We start from the raw sequence: 17,369 nt of genomic DNA, 5'->3' as shown, positions 1-17,369 counted from the left end.
ATAGTCATAATATTAATCAAAACACAGGCAACTGAAATGGCACGTAAGAATCAAAAAGCGCCATGGGAACCAGAAGAAGAGATCATCTGGGTAAGTAAATCCGAGATGAAGCGAGACATGGAAGAACTGCAAAAGCTAGGTGAGGAGCTTGTCGGCCTCAAACCTTCAGTTCTAGAAAAGTTTCCATTGAGCGAAGATTTGCGAGAAGCAATTGCTGACGCGCAACGCTTTAAAAATGAAGCGCGTCGTCGCCAATTACAACGTATTGGTAAATTGATGCGTTACGAAGATCCAGAGCCAATCCAAGCCGCACTGGATAAAATTCGTAATAAGCACTCTCAATTAACGGCGGTATTCCACAAACTTGAAGCGTTGCGTGATCGCGTAGTGGAAGAAGGTGACAAAGCCATTGATGACGTAATGGAAATGTACCCAGAAGCGGATCGTCAGCGTCTACGCCAACTTGCTCGCCAAGCAGCGAAAGAGAGAAAAGCTGGGAAACCAGCAAAAGCGTACCGCGAAATCTTTCAGATCCTTAAAGGTCTAAACGAAGAAGAGTTTTAATTCGAGGGCTCACGCAATGAGCATTCGATTTAAACGCAAAAAGCAGACGTCAATGTCTGCTTTTTTTATCTTTGGTTTTACAGTCAGCGTTACACTAAGCGATTAACGCGGTCTCCGCGATCGAAAGCGTTAATGTTATCAATCAGGATTTCCGCTAAACGTTGGATAGATGAGTCGCTGCCCCATGCAACATGCGGTGTCAGTAACAAATTAGGTAAACTCATATTGGCAATCAGCGGATTGCTCTCATCAGCCGGTTCTTGTGTAAAAACATCAAAACCAGCCGCTGCAATTTCTTGCTGTTTTAAGGCATCCACCAGTGCGCTCTCATCCACCAAACCTCCACGCCCTGTATTAATCAAAATGGCGTTGGACTTCATTTGTTTCAACTCTGCTTGACCAATTAAATTCTGAGTATGATCGTTGAGCGGGCAATGCAAAGTCAGCGCATCGGAGCGTTTTAATACTTCCTCAAACGACACATAACCTGGTCTACATTCTGCCGCCCCTTTACGCTCAGAAAACAACACGGTCATTCCTAACGCTTGAGCCAGATTCGCCGTCGCTTGCCCTAGTGCCCCACTACCAACAACACCTAACGTGCTACCACCAATATCCCCGATTGGGTGAGTAAAAAAACAAAACTGCTGGTTACGCTGCCACTCACCTGCGGCAATATCTTGGTGGTACCCAAATAAATTTCGTCTTAAAGCGAATAACATTGCCATCACGTGCTCGGGCACCGAACGCGTCGCGTAACCACGTACATTAGCAACCGCAATACCATTATTAGCACAGTAGTTCACATCGACGTTGTTAAAACCAGTTGCGGCAACCGCGATCATCCGTAATTTTGGTAGTTGCTCTAATACATGTTGGTCAAGCACGACTTTATTGCTAATCACGATATCGGCATCTGCTAACCTTTCTATTACCTGCCCAGGCGCAGTTAGGTCGTACTCACGCCAGTGGTGCGGAAAGCCAGGTCGTGGGATCTCAATATGTTCTGGGATGGTCGCTCGGTCTAAAAATACGATGCTTGGCAAAGACATAACAACTCCTTGTTCACGGCTGAAAGACAGGATACATCAACCACAGTAACGAAATAGCCAAAAATAGCGAACTAGAAAGAACCGTTGTTGAGTGCAATTGGCATTAAGGGTGTGGCAACGTTTTATAATCAGGCAATGTACGCTCTGGCGAAAAATAGTTAAAGATCATCGCCTCGGCTTCAGAATAAAAGTCACAGGGTACAAAAATACTGCTCAGCTGACCCGTAGCTGGATGATAAAAACTTAGCTCCGCAGCGTGCAACTCTAAACGTTCTGAAAACTGATACGCCTCTTCGCTTGCATAAAACTCATCACCCACAATCGCATGACCAATCGCCATCAAATGCACGCGTAACTGATGCGATCGACCAGTAATGGGCAGTAGTCGCACAACGGTCGTATGGGTGCCATCAGGGTGCACTTCACGCTTCACTACTTGGAATAAAGTTTGAGATGGTTTGCCGTCGTCAAAACATACTTTTTGTCGTGGACGATTTGGCCAATCACAAATTAATGGAAGATCAATATTCCCTTCTTGCGGCTCAACATGCCCCCACACACGTGCGTAATACACCTTGTGAGTGAGGCGATATTGGAACTGCTTTTTTAATGCTCGCTCCGCGGGTTTGTTTTTCGCCAGCAACATCAACCCTGATGTCGACATATCCAAGCGATGCACAACTTGAATTTCTGGATGCAACTCTTTGAGGCGGCTCCACATGCTGTCGTAATGCTCTGCAAGGCGACCAGGGACAGACAGCAGCCCTGATGGCTTATTCACTGCCAGAATGTCGTCATCCTCAAAAACGATATCAACCCAAGGGTCGGTGGGAGGGGTATATTCAAGCATTGCCATGGGAGATCTCTACAAAATAAAAACGCCGCGATTATATACCCAAATAGCACCCAGATGCAGGATTCTGAAGAAAAGTTCAACCCAATAAAACAAAGTCAATCCTTTAGCATAAAAACTAAAAATAGCACGTTGTAAATTTAGTTTGACAACAAGACGCATAACTGAATAGAGTGCTAGATGCACACAGCATGGTATTCGCAAAGAATACTTAAAATAAATACACCAAAACACAGCATTTAAAAGACATTACCGTTGCGCAGTATAGGGCGATCGCTCAGCTTGTCATGTACTGCGGTATGTATCTCTTTAGAAAGATACATAAGATAAAAAGGACAATAAGCAATGGACTCCGCCGTTATAGATAAACCCCAATCCAAACTTTCCTTATTTTTTCGTTCGCTAGGCCCCGGCATATTAATGGCATCTGCTGCGGTCGGTGGCTCTCACCTCGTGGCATCAACCAAGGCTGGTGCGATTTATGGTTGGCAATTGGCTGCACTGATTCTGCTCGTAAACCTGTTTAAATACCCTTTTTTCCGAGCGGGCGTACAGTACACCATGGGGACAGGGCTGACCTTGGTTGAGGGCTACGCGAAATTAGGTCGGCCTTATCTATGGCTATTTCTATTTCTGAGCGTGGTATCGGCCGTCATCAATACCGCCGCTTTGTTGATGTTTAGCGCTAGCTTGCTGGGCTACTTCATTCCGTTTTCACTATCAATGGCATCACTCAGTATCATTGTGATTGTCACCTGCCTGATTATATTATTTGCTGGCCATTACAAAGCGCTCGATACGCTATCTAAGGTGATCATGTCGGTGTTAACCATCGCGACTTTACTCGCTGTTTCTATCGCCGTTGGTAACCCTGTTGAGCAAGTAGCCAACTTCGAGCCGCCATCACCTTGGTCTATTGCGGCTATTGGTTTTATCGTCGTGACAATGGGGTGGATGCCTGCACCGATTGAGATCTCCTGTTTAACCTCAGCGTGGCTAAAACGCCAATCAAGCCAGCAAGAAGTAACATACCGCTCTGCTCTATTTGACTTTAATGTCGGTTATATTGGCACGGCGTTTCTTGCCATTATCTTTGTATCGCTAGGCTCTTTGATGCTTTATGGATCTGGCGTTGCGCTTGAAAGTTCTGGTGTTGGCTTCTCCCACCAATTGGTTGGCTTATATGCGGCAACGATTGGCGAATGGTCTCGTTACTTGATCGCGGTAATTGCGTTTTTCTGTATCTTTGGCAGCACGATTACCGTTATTGATGGCTATTCGCGCGTTATTTCGGATTCTCAACGCCTACTGCGCTCGCAACCAGACACTAACCCTCAAACCACTTCAGCGATCATGCTGGTAGTCTCCTTACTTGCATTGGGTATTGTGGTTTTCTGGGCTTCTGCGTTATTGCCTATGCTGAACTTTGCGATGATCCTCGCCTTTATGACCACGCCATTCTTTGCTCTGCTAAATTACACCTTAGTGAGCAAAACTGAGTTACCGGAGCCTTTGGCTGTTGGACCTAAACTAAAGTGGTTATCGATTGCGGGCCTGATTTACTTGTTTGGCTTCTTGGCTGTGTTTATCTGGTGGAAGTGGTTGATGTAAATGAGGTAGCTATCAGTGATTAATGCATTCCGCATAAAGAAACTAAACCGTAAATAAAGAAAAAGGTCTTCAACTGAAGACCTTTTTAATGAGCAATAAATACTTACTTAGTTGTGGCTCACCACAATCAAACGCAGCGAGTCGAGCTGAACCTGAGCTTGGTTGATGTAACCAGTGAGCTCTTTAATTTGTGCGTCGATAGCTTCAATTTCTTCGTCACGAATATTTGGGTTCACCGCTTTCAGTGCTTGCAAACGCTCAAGCTCTGCATTCAAACTGTGCTGCATATCTTGATGAGCTTGTTTGCGTACTTCTTCAACCTTCTCTTCAATAAGAACATCACCGGCTTCAATTAAGCGGTGTACGTCTTTCTGTACCGACGTAACCAACTTGCTACCTAAGTGACGGTTTACAGGGCTGAGCTGGCGGTTAAAGCTTTCAAACTCCACTTGAGCAGACAAATCATTACCACGCGAGTCCATCATTAAACGGATTGGCGTTTTCGGTAAGAAGCGCGCGATACCACTGCGTTTTGGCGCTTGCGCATCTACCGCGTAAATCAACTCAAGAAGAATAGTCCCGACTGGTAACGCTTTGTTTTTCAATAGAGATACCGCAGACGTCCCCACCCCTTCACTCATAAGAAGATCGATACCACCCTGGATCATTGGGTGTTCCCAACTGATAAAGTGCATATCTTCACGAGATAACGCTGTATCACGATCAAACGTGATCGTCGCTCCTTCGTATGGCAGACCTGGGTAGCTTGGCACCATCATGTGCTCAGATGGGGTCACAATCAGGGCGTTTTCACCTTTATCGTCTTGATTCAAGCCAATCGTGTCAAAAAGAGAAAGTGCGAAGGTGACCAGATTGGTATCGCCGTCAGTTGATTCAATTTTCTCAACGATTTGTTGTGCTTTTTCTCCGCCATTCGAATGCATTTCTAATAGGCGATCACGGCCTTGCTCCAATTGGGATTTCAGCTCTTTATTCATTTTTGCTGACGCTTCAATGATCTCATCTAGCGTGCTGGTATCACCAGAGGCAAGAATTTCAATCAGATCATCGGAGTACTTATCGTAAACAGCACGGCCTGTTGGGCAGGTTTCCGAAAAAGCGTTCAGGCCTTCATCGAACCAACGTGCTAGGATCGCTTGCGATGTGCCTTTCAGGTAAGGAACATGAATGTCGATATCGCGATTTTGACCGATACGGTCCAAACGACCAATACGTTGCTCAAGCAAGTCTGGGTTAAATGGCAAGTCGAACATGACAAGTTGGTTGGCAAACTGGAAGTTACGACCTTCAGAGCCGATTTCGCTACAGATAAGAACTTGTGCTCCACCTTCTTCTTGCGCAAAGTAAGCCGCCGCTTTATCACGTTCAAGAATCGACATACCTTCGTGGAAAACAGTGGCGCGGATACCTTCACGCTCACGCAGTGCTTGCTCCAATTGCAGCGCGGTACTCGCACGAGAAGCAATCACGAGGATTTTCTCGCTGCGCTTCTCTTTTACTTTTTCAAGCAACCAATTCACACGCGAGTCAAACTGCCACCAGCTCGCGTCATCGCCTTCAAATTCTTGGAAAATTTCTTCCGGGTAAAGGTTCTTCATCGCACGTGCTTCAGAACTCATCTTACCGCCAATCATCCCAGCAACACGCATTGATGTAGTGTATTGCGGTGGAATATCCATTGGCATCAGATGCACGTTACGCGTAGGGAAGCCTTTGATGGCCGCGCGCGTGTTACGGAACAGAACACGCCCTGTACCATGGCGATCCATCAAGTTATCGATCAGCTCTTGGCGTGCCGACGCTTTAGCTTCTTCGTCCGCTTCACTTTCGATAATGCGGAAAAGTGGTTCTACGTCTTGTTCAGACAATAACTCAGTGATCTGGTTTTTTGCTTCATTAGGTAGCTTTTCACCGGAAAAGAGTGAAGTAATCGCATCAGCTACGGGCGCGTATTGCTCTTCTTCCTCAACGAATGCTTCGTAATCATAGAAGCGGTCTGGATCCAACAAACGCAGACGAGCAAAGTGACTCTCACGACCAAGCTGCTCTGGCGTTGCAGTCAGTAGCAACACACCTGGAGTACGTTCAGCCAAGCCTTCTACCACTTGGTATTCACGGCTCGGTTTATCTTGGCTCCATTCAAGGTGATGCGCTTCATCAACAACCAGTAGGTCCCATTCACCTTCCAGTGCTTGTTCAAAACGCTTGCGGCTCTTGCGTAGGAAATCCAAAGAACACAGCACATATTGCTGAGTATCAAATGGGTTTTCTGCATCCGCAAACGCTTCGATACAGCGCTCTTCGTCAAAGATAGAGAAATGCAGATTGAAACGACGCATCATCTCAACCAGCCATTGATGCTGCAGTGTTTCAGGCACCACAATCAAAATGCGTTCGGCACGACCAGACAGAACTTGTTGGTGGATGATCATACCCGCTTCAATGGTTTTACCCAAACCTACCTCATCCGCCAACAAGACGCGTGGCGCGTGACGACGGCCAACTTCGTGCGCGATGTAAAGCTGATGAGGGATCAAACCTGCACGCATACCGCATAGGCCACGCATTGGGCTCTTATGCTGCTCAAACTGGTTGGTTAGCGCACGGTAACGCAGAACAAAGTTGTCCATACGGTCGATTTGACCGGCGTACAACTTATCTTGAGGTTTGTTAAAACGAATTTGGTTGCTAAGGAAAATCTCACGCAGAACAACAGCGGTTTCTTGCGTGTCTTCACGAGTACCGAAATAGGTGTAAAGACCTTCATCTTCCAGTACTTCTTCTACTTTTAGAGACCAACCTTCTTGGCAATCGATGACATCCCCAACATTAAAGGTGACTCGGGTAACAGGTGCATCGTTACGTGCGTAAACTCGGTTTTCCTCTGACGCTGCAAACATCAATGTCACAGTACGAGCATCCATTGCTACAACGGTACCTAAACCTAAATCGCTTTCCGTATCGCTAATCCAGCGCTGCCCCAAAGCAAATGTCATGAATTGACTACCTCGTTATTAGTTCTTGATTCGTATTTCTTGTTGGTCTACTCATGCCCGTAGGCACGGATAATAGTTTAGATCTGATTCTGGCTTCTGCTATGCCGATAGCATTCGTCATTCCAGTATGAACTGAGTATTTTTTAAGCCAGCTCAACATGATAAATCGGACGTAGCCTATACGCAGAAAAAGGTCGCTAATCTTACTTGAAGCTGTGATTTAGGTCACGCCGAAACCGCACCAAGCAGAAACTTTTTTTCCCAAACTCTAAATGCAATCAAATTGTAAAATACTCATGCCAATTATTAAGTTGTAGAACGTAAATATTACGTATACTTCTAATGAGGGGCGTTTAAAACCATTGCATATGATTTAAGCGCGTTAGTACACGATTAGGATCAACACGGGTTTGCAGTAAGTTGTCTTGCTACTCGGTTGCACACTAGCCGACATCAGCCCGACAACCTCTATTGCAAGCAATCAGAGTTAGGTCACTTCACACCTATTTGGAAACGACCTAACAACTCGCATGCAGAGCCGTACTACGGCAAGGAGACGCTATGGGCGATACCGATCGGAAACTGTTTGTACTCGATACCAACATTCTTCTTCATGAACCCTTTGCCATCTTCTCTTTCCAAGAACACGATGTCGTTATCCCCATGACCGTGTTGGAAGAACTCGACCGAATCAAAGACAGCAAGCGCGACGTTGCAAGAGATGCGCGCGTAGCTATTCGCACCTTGGAAGATTTGTTTAAAGAAGCAACGCCAGATGAAATCTCTGAAGGTATTCCTGTTTCTAAAGACAACCCCGACCAAGGTACCATTTCCATTTTGGCGGATTTTGAACTGCAGGAAACCGTCAAAGCCTTCGCCGACAAGGCCGGTGACAACCGTATTCTCAACGCGGTGCTTTATCTGCAAAATAAACGAGCACCACGTGAAGTGGTACTGATCACGAAAGACATCAACATGCGTCTGCGAGCCAAAGGGGCTGGTGTACGCTTTGTTGAGGACTATAGAACCGACCAATTGATTGACGACATTCAATACCTAACCAAAGGCTTTCAATTGCGTGAAGGTGATTTCTGGAGCGGTATTGAGGAAGTAGAAAGCTATGCACTGGGCGGAAAAACTTACCACAAACTCAGTCGCGAACCCTTCGACCCAACCTTTATCAACCAATACGTTATTGATGAAGACAGTGACTTTGCTGGTCGCGTAGAAACCATCAATGAAGACAAGCTAACGCTTCTCGACCTGAGCCGCGAACGTCTAATGCATCGTAAGGCTTGGGACATCACACCTAAAAATATCTACCAGGGAATGGCGTTAGATGCCTTACTCGATCCAGAAATTGACTTGGTGATTCTAACGGGTGCAGCGGGTAGTGGTAAGACATTACTGGCAATGGCAGCAGCATTGGAGCAAACCATTGAAAAAAGCATGTTCGATAAAATTATCGTAACACGTAACACGCCAGATATCGGTGAATCCATCGGCTTCTTACCCGGCTCCGAAGAGGAGAAAATGATGCCGTGGTTAGCGGCGGTGACCGATACCTTGGAAGCACTACATAAACACGATCACTGCACTGAAGGCTCATTGAAGTACATCTGCGATAAAGCCAACATTCAATTTAAATCGATCAACTTTATGCGTGGCCGTTCGATTCAAAATGCGTTTGTACTGCTTGATGAGTGTCAAAACCTCACTGCATCACAAATCAAAACCATCATTACCCGCTGTGGCGAAGGAACCAAAATCGTCTGCTCCGGTAACTTGGCGCAGATTGACTCTCATTACCTCACCCCAGTGACATCAGGATTGACGTACATGGTTGAGCGCTTCAAGAACTTTGAAGGCAGCGCAAATATTCACCTCAACGGTGTGGTTCGTAGCCGCTTGGCGGAATTTGCTGAAGAAAACCTGTAATTGACACCGACTCACAAAGCAAAAGAGCGCTCTAATGAGCGCTCTTTTTATAACGATTCGACTGAGTTACTCAGTGCCACCTACTGTCAGTGAGTCCAGTTTCAAGGTCGGCTGACCAACCCCAACTGGCACACTTTGACCTGCTTTACCACATACGCCAACGCCCTTGTCGATACTTAGGTCGTTACCGACCATAGAGACTTGCTGCATTGCTTCGATACCTGATCCAATCAACGTCGCACCTTTAACAGGGCGCGTAATTTTACCGTTTTCAATCAAGTATGCTTCGGATGCAGAGAACACAAACTTACCCGAAGTAATGTCCACCTGACCGCCACCAAAGTTTGGCGCATACAACCCTTTCTCGACCGTCGAGATTATTTCTTCTGGCGTATGTTCACCTGGTAGCATGTAGGTGTTGGTCATACGCGGCATTGGTAAATGTGCATAAGACTCACGACGACCGTTACCTGTTGGGTTCACACCCATTAACCGCGCGTTTAGCTTGTCTTGCATGTAACCTTTCAGCACACCATTTTCGATAAGCGTGTTGTACTGGCCGTTTACCCCTTCATCATCCACATTCAGTGAACCACGAAGGTCTTTTAACGTGCCATCATCGACGATGGTACACAGCGAAGACGTCACTTGTTGACCCATTTTGCCAGAGAAAACCGAAGATTCCTTCCGGTTAAAATCACCTTCTAGGCCATGACCTACCGCTTCGTGTAGCAACACGCCAGGCCAGCCAGAACCCAATACCACTGGCATCATGCCAGCTGGTGCTGCTTCTGCTTCAAGGTTGATTAACGCCATGCGAATCGCTTCGTCTGCGTAATGAAAAGCTTGTTTCACACCATTGCTTTCCGTTAAAAAGAAATCGTAACCGAAACGGCCGCCGCCACCAGCGCTACCGCGTTCACGTCGTTCACCTTTTTGTGCGAGCACGCTAATAGACAAACGCACCAAAGGACGAATATCGCCTGCATAAGTACCGTCTGTTGCCGCAACGAGCATCTGCTCATGCACACCGCTGATGCTGATCGAGACCTCTTTAATCAATGGTTCTTTAGTGCGGATGTAAGCATCTAGAGATTTGAGCAATTCTGTTTTTTGCTGCTTTTCCCATTCAGCTAGTGGATTCACAGCGGCGTAGTACGCTTGGTTTTCGGTGCGTTTAAACGCTTGGACTTTACCATTCTGCCCTTGCTGAGCAATACCGCGCGCCGCCATTGCACTCTGCTTCAGGCCTTCAGGCTGGATTTGATCAGAGTAGGCAAAGCCGGTTTTCTCGCCAGTTACTGCACGGACACCAACACCACAATCAATGTTAAAAGAGCCATCTTTGATGATGCTGTCTTCTAGAACCAGAGACTCATGCCAGCTGGACTGAAAGTAAATGTCCGCATAATCGATCTGGCGCGTCGCAATGCTGGCAAGCGTGTCAGCAATGTCTTGTTCTGTCAGACCATTTGGGGCAAGGAGTGCCTGTTCTATTTGGTTTGTGCTCATAGTTAGCTCTTTTATTTCCGTCTCAATTCATTTTGAAAGCGACTGTGTTGAGTCAGCGGCATATTCTGCCTTACTTGTTGGCTTTGTGACAAATCTATCTCAGTCACCAATAAACCTACTTCATCCTGAAGCTGTTTATGGATACGTCCCCAAGGGTCAACGAACATTGAGTGTCCCCATGTTTTTCGTCCACATGGATGCGTTCCAGTTTGTCCGCTTGCCAAAATCCAACATTGTGTCTCAATCGCTCTAGCTCGCAATAATACTTCCCAGTGAGCTTGCCCCGTCACAGCGGTAAACGCAGCGGGCACCACAATGATATCCGCCCCTTCTTGACGCAATACTTTATAAAGTTCTGGGAAACGTAAATCATAACAAATACTCAATCCAACACTGCCGATATCAGTTTCCGCAACGACTATTTGATTACCCGCCATAAACGTATCCGACTCACGATAACTACCATAACCATCGGCTACGTCGACATCAAACATATGCAGTTTGTCATAGTGAGCAATGCATTTACCGTGCGGCGGAAATACAAGTGTTGTGGTGGTGACACCTTTTGCGGTTTGAATGGGCATGCTTCCGACAATTAGCGTTAACTGGTTCTTTCTAGCGATTTCACAGAGCCGCTGTTGAATCATGCCACTGCCAAGTGGCTCTGCATGTTGATGATAAGCTTCGCGACTGGAAAATAGCACTGTATTTTCAGGAGTAAGAACAAGTTTGGCACCTTGCTTGCTCGCTAAAGCACACTGTTTTTCAATGAAGTCCAAATTCGCGTTAATATCCGGACCCGAAGTCATTTGAATAATGCCAACACGCTCCATGTGTTTCCTCCCTATTCCATTATATTCGGTGAGTTATTTGGCCTGTTCACGCAGTTTTTCTGGCAGCTTATATTCACCTTTACTTCGCGAAATTTCTTTCACCGTTGGTGAATCTAGTGGGCCTTTCACTTCATAATTGACTTGAGTGAAGACCTCAACCACCGGAGATATCACCGTAGAGATGGCCAAGACATACAAAGCAGTTTGAGGCGCAACGGCAAACGCGGTCAGCATTGGTAGGCCTGATGTGATGTCTGGTGTGAATTTCACTTCCGCATCAACCATTCTGCTGTTCATATTAGCGATGCCGCGGATTTGCATTTCCCCTGCTAACGCATCCATTACGATATCATTGGTGATAAACACACCGTCTTGGATTTTGCCCGTTCCCGTGATCGAGTTGAATGCCATGCCTTTATCGAATACGTCGGTAAAGTCGAGCTGCATCTTACGGATGATAGAATCCAAGCTGAACAAGCCTAACAAGCGTGCCGCACCACTAACTTCACTGATCACGCCTTTACCAAATTCCGTTGAGACGTTTCCTTGCAAGGTTTGTGTCTTCATTGACCAAGGTGCGCCGTCCCATTCCATATTGGCATTGATCTCAAATGGTGCTTGTTGAATGCCTGATGTAATACCAAAGCGCTCCATAAGATCGGTGTTGTTATCACCTTTCATTTTCATGGTTAATTTGGAATGACTACTCTCTTTCGTCAGGTCCCACCAACCACTCATATCAATGCGGTTTTTGCCGCTACTAAAGGTGATATTTTTCCACTCCAAGCGGTTCTCGCGACGCTGCAAATCAACATTCACTTTGCCCACTTTGTAGCCTTGCAGCCAAAAATCATCAATGTTCAAAGTTAAGTTTGGCATCTCTGCGTGAAACTTGCGGTCAAAATTGGTAATCAAAGGTGCGTTTTGATCTTCACTCGCAAAGATTGAACTGCGCTCTTTGGTCATCTCTTCAAACCCTGGGATGTACAGATGCAAGTGCTCTAAAGAGACCGATAGATCATAGGGTTTCAGATAGTTAGCTTTCCCTTTAACCTCTTGACTGTCCACATCGAGCTGCCAACTCAAGTTTTTCTTGCTTGCTGAAAAATCCACATCATGAAACTCAATCCCACCGAACTGTAAGTTTGGCGTTTCAACTTCAATGCGTGTCGGCAATGGAATGGTCGGCGTTTTCATGCTTGCCAAAACAGACGATGAAGGCTTGCTCTCAGAGACCTGCGCAAGCTCAGCCCATTGGTCTAAATTCAGTTCTTCGACACGCACCGAAGCATCGTGCCCGACAATAGGACTAATCCGGAAGCCACCTTTGCCAACCATTAAATGAGTCGCAGTCAGAACCGGGACATCGCCAGCGATATCTATCTCAGTTTGATACTTCACATTTGGGATCTGTAGTCTTGCTGAAATACTCTCTTGGTTGCCGGATGCTTGCAGTTTCGCTTGCCCAGGCTCGCCAATTTGTTTCGCTAAAGGATAAGGATATTGACTAGCCAGACGATTTAGCTGCGCCAGCACTTCAAGCTGATAAGTGAAACCAACATCATTGAGTTGCAAGTCAATGTCCATTTGCCACGGCGCATGGCCAGAAACAAGGTTTAACCAACGCTCACCGACATAGGGTTTGAGAGGCTCGACATCCCAATCTCCTAATGTATTAATTGTCACGTTGTAGCCTTGCTCCGCACTCTCTCCATGGAAATCAAGAGAGATAGGCTGTTGTAATAATTCGGCCGACAAACCCGATGTGGTAACCACATCATTGTCGAAGGTGATACGCCCTGTGGCGTTTTCAAGCGTCATTGGCGGCGCTTCAATATCAACACGATTTTCTGTTAAATCGGCATAACCCCAAGCGCGAGACTCTTTCTCAAAATCAAACGGTATATTGAGTTGAAACTCAGAGTAAACGGGACCACTCACTTGCAGCGCAGTCAATGCGGCACCGACTGAATCCACTAATGGCGTCGCCATCATGTAGTCACGGACTTCATTACCCGGCGCGCTTGCTTTCGCTTCAATCTCGATGTGTCCACCTTCTGCCAACTCAGGGATTCGCCCAGTGATACGCTTAGCATGAACGCCATTTAGTGTGGCTGATTTTGAATCCAAATACATGGCATCATTTTCAAACAGCAAGTCTAGCTGCAAATCCGTGATGGTTGGCCATGCCGTATCAAAGCTAAATTTCGCGTCTTTTAATCCAACCCAAGCTTGGAACATGCCATTATGTTCTTTGTAAGGAAAATCCCCTAACTCGCCATACCACAACAATTTTGCTGTGTTCACTTTACCACCCTGAATCGCGGTCGAAAGATAGTCGGTCAAGTCTTGTCCAAGTGCCAGAGTCGGTAGATAGCGCCATGTTTCACCCGCGTTGTAGAGATCCGCTTCAGCATAGAACGATAAAAATGGGCTTTGTTCTTTTGGAAAATCAAGACGGAATGCCCCCAAGACTTGAAGATCAGGCGTTGCTGCCGTCACTTTATCCGACCACAAGCGCCAGCCGCTCTCATCTTGCTGCCAGATAATATCGACTTCACCTTGTTTGATATTCAGCGGAGCTTGGAATACATCGCCGTACGGAAAGACATCATCAATGACGGTGACTTTTGCTTTAGCTTGATTCACATCCCCCGATACGCTGCCCTGTACGTGATGAAACCCGGGTAGGAGCTCCCATTGTGTCATCGCGAGTTCATCCAGTTCAGCCGAGTAGCGTAAGGTGTCTAAACCGCCGCTCATTGACAATCGGACATCTTCGACCCGACCTTTCGGTGCTAGTTTGTTAATAAGGTCACTGGTCGACTCTGACTCTGGAGCCAACTTGATGAGCGGAATGAGTGCTTCGATGTCGATTTGAGAGAGATTGAGCATCCAGCCGTTTGGTTGCCAATCAAACGCGACGTCTAGCTCTGGCCAAGGGGTGTTGTCGGTTCTGATCTGAAGTGAGTGGCCATTTACTTTCCAGCCTTGTTTATCTGGTCGAAGATTGAAAATTCCAGACTCAATAAACAGCTCATGATGTCCATCTTCATTCCACACCAACTCGGAAGGCAGTAATTCAACATAAGCATCATGCGGTTGGCTATGCTTGAGCGTTAGCCAAGTATTTAAGCTGACTTTACCCGACTCTGCTCCTGACTCTTCTTGCATGTAAGTGGTCAGCCAAGGTGTGACCGAGACATCTTGAGCACTCACGTAAAACTCACCAGATACATCGCGCAACGAGCCATGATCTTTAAAGTTAGCGCTTACTAACAATGAGTTCAGGCGAACATCGGCAATGCTAACCGTGCCTTCGGCTACGTGACGCTTCCCTTGATTACTCCAACGAAGCTGCTCAATATCTAAACGGCGAGTTTCACCTGACACAGACTTATACCAAATCCGTGAATCGCTAATAGTGAAGTCTTCGAACTGACGTAAAAGAAGTGAGTCGAGTTGGTCAATGAGTTTCACTTCGCTCTTATCCACTTCAGGCTTCGGATCTTGACGATGAGAAGTTGGCAGAATGTCTACCGTGTGAATGTCTAAAGCGAGGTTATGAATGGTAAGGTCTGCAACTACAGGTTTAAGTTGAAAAAGAGATTGAATAAGGTCGAACTCAATTTGGACTTCTTCAACAGCGAAGCGTGCATCTTGCACGTTTGGTAGATTTGCCTCTAAACCCAGTAACGCAATTGAGGGATGATTATTGCGCCACGTCCCTGCGACATTGGCAATAGAAACGTCAAAACCTGTGCCTTGTTTGACCCAGGTTTTGATCTCATCTTGGAAATGGTTAAGTTGCGGCAGTGTGACGCGAAGCGTGGTTACTAATATGGCTAATAACACCAATACAGTAACTAAACTCCACGCACAAAAACGCCCAAAACGGTTAACACCAGAATTCACAAATGTTCCAAATTACATCATTACGACGTCAAACTGTTCCTGAATGTACAGGGGTTCAGCCTGAACTCGCACTTGCTTGCCAATAAATACTTCGAGCTCAGCCAACGCATGAGACTCATCGCCCAATAGCGCTTCAGCAACAAACGGCGATGCGTACACGACAAAATTATCGGCGTCGTAAGCACGGTTCACACGAGTAATCTCGCGTAATATCTCAAAGCATACAGTTTCGACCGTTTTCACGCTGCCACGGCCTTCACAAGTAGGACAGCCAGAACACAAGATATGTTCAATACTTTCTCGTGTGCGCTTACGTGTCATTTCAACTAAGCCAAGCTGGGTAAAGCCGTTGATGTTGGTTTTTACTCGGTCTTTCGCCAGCGCCGTTTCCAGTGAGGTAAGTACTCGCTGACGATGCTCTTCGGATGCCATATCGATAAAATCAATAATGATGATACCGCCGAGGTTACGTAAACGTAGCTGACGCGCAATAGCTTGCGTTGCCTCTATATTGGTATTGAAGATAGTCTCTTCGAGATTACGACGACCAACAAATGCACCCGTGTTGATGTCGATGGTGGTCATGGCTTCGGTTTGATCGATGATCAAATAGCCGCCCGATTTTAGCTCGACCTTGCGCTCTAAAGAACGCTGAATTTCGTTTTCGGTGTCGTACATGTCAAAGATTGGCTTGTCACCTTCGTAAAGCTCAAGCTTATCTGTTAACTCCGGTACATACTCAGAAGTGAATTCTTTCAGGTTTTCATATTCAAGGCGGGAGTCGACCATGATCTTATCGAGCTCTGTGCCAACAAAGTCACGCAGAATGCGTTGAGCTAAGCCGAGTTCACCGTAAAGTGTTGAACGCGTTTTGTATTTTGAGCGACGCTCCATGACTTTTAGCCACAAACGCTTTAGAAATGCCGCATCTTGAGAGAGCTCTTTTTCATCAGCGCCTTCTGCCGCGGTACGAATGATAAAACCACCGTGCTCATCGCAGTAATGGTTCACCACCTTTTTCAAACGCTCGCGCTCTTTTTCACTTTCAATACGCTGCGAAACACCGACATGGCTGGCCCCCGGCATAAAAACAAGATAACGCGAAGGTAAGGTGATATCCGTCGTTAAACGCGCACCTTTTGTGCCGAGCGGATCTTTGACCACTTGCACAACAATGTCTTGTCCCTGGCGTACCAGCTCAGAGATATCACGGACTTGAAACTGCTGTTTTTCGTTTTCTGCCACACATTCGGTATGAGGAACAATATCTGACGCATGTAAAAACGCCGCTTTATCTAAACCAATGTCGACGAAAGCCGCCTGCATGCCTGGTAACACTCGGCTTACTTTGCCTTTGTATATATTGCCCACAATACCGCGACGCGATTCGCGCTCGATATGTATTTCTTGTAGTACTCCACCTTCAATCATGGCCACACGAGTTTCACTCGGGGTCACGTTAAGCAGCAATTCTGCACTCATGTGCACACCTCAAAACAATTATAAAAATTCTTGAATTAGCTGATCGGTTTCGAACAAAGGTAAGCCTACTACAGCGTGATAACTGCCTTCGATTCGGGTGACAAATCGCCCTCCGAGTCCCTGAATACCATAACTTCCAGCTTTATCGCATGGCTCTCCTGACTGCCAATATTGTTCGATTTCTTCGTGAGTCAGTGGTTTGAACCACACGTCAGTGGTAACGACCACTGAATGTTGTTGTTCCGATGATACAACGCTCACCGCAGTCATCACTTGATGACGACGACCCGATAAGTCAGTAAGCATACGCTTTGAATCTTCAAAACTTTTTGGTTTTTCTAGCACACGGTCATCGCATACTACGACCGTATCAGAGCCCAATACAACGGAATCAGGCTTAGCCAACGCTAAGCCTGCCTGAGCTTTTTCCAAAGAAAGACGCAACACGTAATCTCGTGCTTGCTCATGAGCCTGTTTGGCTTCCTCAACATCAGGCAATACGATCTCAAAATCATAACCCAGTTGAGCAAGCAGCTCTTTTCTTCTCGGAGAACCCGATGCGAGAACGAGAGATAAGCTTTTCTTCACCGCT

Annotated in this window: 11 protein-coding genes; 3 read left to right on the top strand and 8 right to left on the bottom strand. The window is 46.4% G+C overall.

The window, feature by feature from the left end:
• Positions 1-36: 36 nt before the first annotated feature.
• On the top strand, positions 37-564 hold the full coding sequence (yjgA, locus tag MTF70_RS21175; RefSeq protein ID WP_025767614.1) for a ribosome biogenesis factor YjgA: 528 nt from the start codon (positions 37-39) through the stop codon (positions 562-564).
• An 89-nt stretch (positions 565-653) separates the two neighbouring features.
• On the opposite strand, the gene MTF70_RS21170 is transcribed toward yjgA, so the two are convergent.
• Both MTF70_RS21170 and rluA read right to left on the bottom strand, forming a co-directional pair.
• Positions 654-1,616: a D-2-hydroxyacid dehydrogenase gene (locus MTF70_RS21170; RefSeq protein WP_025767613.1), complete on the bottom strand. Its 963-nt coding sequence runs from the start codon at positions 1,614-1,616 to the stop codon at positions 654-656.
• A 103-nt stretch (positions 1,617-1,719) separates the two neighbouring features.
• Positions 1,720-2,472: a bifunctional tRNA pseudouridine(32) synthase/23S rRNA pseudouridine(746) synthase RluA gene (gene rluA / locus MTF70_RS21165; protein ID WP_054575320.1), complete on the bottom strand. Its 753-nt coding sequence runs from the start codon at positions 2,470-2,472 to the stop codon at positions 1,720-1,722.
• Positions 2,473-2,814: 342 nt separating this feature from the next.
• Here rluA and MTF70_RS21160 point away from each other — a divergent pair, with 342 nt between their 5' ends.
• The gene (locus MTF70_RS21160) at positions 2,815-4,080 is read left to right on the top strand and encodes a divalent metal cation transporter (protein ID WP_025767611.1); all 1,266 of its coding nucleotides are present in this window, start codon (positions 2,815-2,817) and stop codon (positions 4,078-4,080) included.
• Between the two features lie 107 nt (positions 4,081-4,187).
• Here the strand turns inward: MTF70_RS21160 and rapA are convergent, their stop codons facing one another.
• On the bottom strand, positions 4,188-7,097 hold the full coding sequence (gene rapA / locus MTF70_RS21155) for an RNA polymerase-associated protein RapA (protein WP_025767610.1): 2,910 nt from the start codon (positions 7,095-7,097) through the stop codon (positions 4,188-4,190).
• A gap of 561 nt (positions 7,098-7,658) precedes the next feature.
• On the opposite strand from rapA, the gene MTF70_RS21150 reads away from it, so the two are divergent.
• Positions 7,659-9,035 (top strand): PhoH family protein, encoded by a 1,377-nt coding sequence (locus MTF70_RS21150; protein ID WP_005381133.1) that lies wholly within the window; start codon positions 7,659-7,661, stop codon positions 9,033-9,035.
• A 66-nt stretch (positions 9,036-9,101) separates the two neighbouring features.
• Here the strand turns inward: MTF70_RS21150 and tldD are convergent, their stop codons facing one another.
• From tldD to MTF70_RS21125, 5 genes are read right to left on the bottom strand one after another with little or no spacing between them, the layout of a single operon-like run.
• On the bottom strand, positions 9,102-10,547 hold the full coding sequence (gene tldD / locus MTF70_RS21145) for a metalloprotease TldD (protein ID WP_005381134.1): 1,446 nt from the start codon (positions 10,545-10,547) through the stop codon (positions 9,102-9,104).
• An 11-nt stretch (positions 10,548-10,558) separates the two neighbouring features.
• Positions 10,559-11,380, bottom strand: coding sequence for a carbon-nitrogen hydrolase family protein (locus tag MTF70_RS21140; RefSeq protein WP_205461579.1), 822 nt, complete (start codon positions 11,378-11,380; stop codon positions 10,559-10,561).
• 33 nt (positions 11,381-11,413) lie between these two features.
• A complete protein-coding gene (locus tag MTF70_RS21135; protein WP_042523488.1) occupies positions 11,414-15,295 on the bottom strand; it encodes a YhdP family protein in 3,882 nt (1,293 codons plus the stop codon).
• Between the two features lie 12 nt (positions 15,296-15,307).
• Positions 15,308-16,777, bottom strand: a complete 1,470-nt coding sequence (gene rng / locus MTF70_RS21130) for a ribonuclease G (RefSeq protein WP_005381138.1) — start codon at positions 16,775-16,777, stop codon at positions 15,308-15,310.
• A gap of 18 nt (positions 16,778-16,795) precedes the next feature.
• On the bottom strand, positions 16,796-17,365 hold the full coding sequence (locus MTF70_RS21125) for a Maf family protein (RefSeq protein ID WP_017821310.1): 570 nt from the start codon (positions 17,363-17,365) through the stop codon (positions 16,796-16,798).
• Between the last annotated feature and the right edge of the window lie 4 nt (positions 17,366-17,369).

It is taken from the genome of Vibrio sp. 2CM40D, assembly GCF_023161825.1.
In the GTDB taxonomy this organism is placed as follows: Bacteria; Pseudomonadota; Gammaproteobacteria; order Enterobacterales; family Vibrionaceae; genus Vibrio; species Vibrio alginolyticus.
The sequence above is the reverse complement of the archived record's forward strand: the minus strand, read 5'-3'. Positions and strand labels throughout refer to the sequence as shown.